The 2,561-nt window shown below is 57.6% G+C and carries 1 protein-coding gene and 1 pseudogene; one reads left to right on the top strand and one right to left on the bottom strand.

The annotated features are described in order from the left end of the window. A pseudogene (locus AQR02_RS35625) lies at window positions 1–1,669 on the bottom strand (beta-galactosidase trimerization domain-containing protein); the annotation flags it as partial. Window positions 1,670–1,800: 131 nt separating this feature from the next. Here AQR02_RS35625 and AQR02_RS19660 point away from each other — a divergent pair. Then, a partial coding sequence (locus AQR02_RS19660) for an AraC family transcriptional regulator (protein ID WP_082451918.1) occupies window positions 1,801–2,561 on the top strand: 761 nt, incomplete at its 3' end.

Below are 2,561 nucleotides of genomic sequence, written 5' to 3'. Positions count from 1 at the left end.
AGCAGCCGGGATAGGGCATGGAGCACCATCTCCTTCAGGATGAGATGTCCGCCATCCGCATAATCGCTGAACACCTCCCAGGCGATATAGATTCCGTCTTCACTCTCGACCATGCCTGGACCCTTGTCTTCTCTGGTACCGGGGGTGTGCTGATGCGAACAAAAGGAGAAGACATCACGGTTGAAATACGGATTCTCCAAGTGGCCCAGTGAATGGCCGCCGTTAAGTTCAACTAGCTGACCCTCGCTGTACATCACAAAGGAGGCGGGCAGCAGGGCACCGGGCGTGAAGTGCGGATGGAAATAAGCAGGCCGGTACGGATTAACTCCAAGCCATTTGACTCCGAGGTTCAGCGCAAAAGCATCCCCGGCCGTGTTCAGACCCGAACGCCCGGTGGCCAGCACCTTGCCGCCTCCTGCCGTAAAGGCTTCTATGGCACCGGCCAATTCCGGCCATACCGGCACCTCGTCCGGCAGAATCAGCACCTTGTAGGCGGTGAAATCGCTGGACATATCCACGATGTCGAACAGGCAGTGGCCTTCAGTCAGCATGCGTACGACACCGGGATCGGCCAGATTGCGCTGCCCCTTCAGTTCGTGACCGCCGGGACAGGCCTCACGCGCCGCTTCCAGGGACAGGACCGCGATGTCGGCAACCGACTTCTACCCCGCCTGCACCATGGCTCCTTCGCCTCTACCTCGGCGTAGGCAGCGCCGATCAAGGCGTAGGTTGCTTCGTCCATCCGGCCTGAAGGGTGAAGCTGGTCGCCGATGGAGCATTTGGCGCCGTGGGCGAGACTGAGTGCGGCTTCAAACCGCAGTGCGTTCGGATGCTTGTAGCCGCCGAATTCGCCCCATGAGGTATGGAATTTGCCGGTCATGCCGAGAAATTCCATGCCCAGAGGCTGGGCGTACCGTGCCGATAATGGGAAGTGATCGTAGCCCCAGCCTCCGGTCGGGAGCGATTCCAGTTCGAGATGGCTGTTGACATGGACGAGATCACGGCGGCCCCGCTGCTGATGACCGTTGTTGTGATAGACCGGAAGACCGGGCTTCACGGCGTCGATGGTCTCCCGAACGCGGCGTGCATAGTTCAGATAAGTCGCTTCGCCCATGGCAACTACGGATGTTTCGTCGCGGGGGTCCTGGCCGGCTGCCCGAAGTGCGGCCACACAATACTGGCAGCGGCATTTGCGGGCGCCGACGATGTCGAGAAAGATGCCGTCTGCATCGTACCTGGAGACCACCTCATGGATTTGGGCCAGCAAAATGTCCAGATATGGCGTGCGCAGGCAAAACTCATGGTAACCCGGCGTCATAAAGTCCTTCACCCAGCGTGTCCGGTCCTCTGCATCGCGGATCAGCCACTCGGGATGGCGGCGCGCCAGCTTCTCATCAAGACCAGCCGACAAATATACCGGTGTCCGGACCCCGATCTCGTGAGCCGCCGTGATCATTTCCCCCAGCAGGTCAAAGGAGAGATGCGGATGCATTTCATTGGCTTCACTGGGATGATAAGCCCAGCCGTGATGGCATTTGGAGAACACGGTGATTGAATCTACATGCCCTGCACGCAGCATGGCTTGAAACTGGGTTTTGGAGAATTCCTGTCCAATGCCGGGAATGGCTTCGGAAGTATGGAAGTCGAGGTGAACCTGACGAAAACGCATTGATAAACAGCCCCTTATATGGTTGGATGTAAAGCGGATTCCCAGTCAATGTACCTCTTTTCCGCCAGGGCAGCCAGTGATAATATAGACTTTGAATAGCACAAAATCGACTTTGACAGGAGAGATATACGGTGCTGTGCCTTGAATTCGCCATCCCGCCGCTGCCGCAGTTCGTCACGGTGGGACATGCCGTCTGGTCACCGGGAGACCGGCATTTCGCCCGCACCTTCCCAGTGTACGATCTGTTGCTGGTGAAGCGGGGAACACTCTATATGACAGAACAGGATAAGGAATACGAGATTGGTCCGGGTAAGCTGCTGGCACTGGAGGCGGGGCTGCCGCATTTCGGGCATAGAGCCTGTGAAGAGGATACAGAGATATACTGGGTACACTTCATCCATGCGTGTAAGCCGGCTTATATCCGGCAGGAGGATATCCCCTGGCCGTCGCTGCTGGCCAAAGGTACGGTAGAGGATGAGGAGCCTTCTGGGCAGCAGCGTCTGTACATGCCGAAATTCGCCGCAGTCGATGTAGAGGCACTGGAGCCGATTCTGCATGAGATGAACGAGATTCACAGCCGGCTGAACGTTGAAAATGCACTCCGGCTTCATCTGCTGCTGGCCGGGCTGATGTCTCTGCTTCAGGCGGAATGCGCGCGGACTGCTCTGCCAGAGCCTACAGTACGGCTGGCCCGGGCAGCAGCAAGCTATCTGGACGTTCACTGGAGGCAGCCGTTTAATCTTGCAGGACTTGAGGAGGAGCTGCATTTCCAGGCGGATTATATAACGAGGTGCATGAAACAGCATATCGGCACAACGCCGCTGCAGTACGTGCTGCACCTGCGACTGGAAGAAGCCAAAAAACTGCTCAGCGGTGCGGTGCTGGGCATTTC

The organism is Paenibacillus ihuae, from assembly GCF_001368795.1.
In the GTDB taxonomy this organism is placed as follows: Bacteria; Bacillota; Bacilli; order Paenibacillales; family Paenibacillaceae; genus Paenibacillus_AQ; species Paenibacillus_AQ ihuae.
The sequence above is the reverse complement of the archived record's forward strand: the minus strand, read 5'-3'. Positions and strand labels throughout refer to the sequence as shown.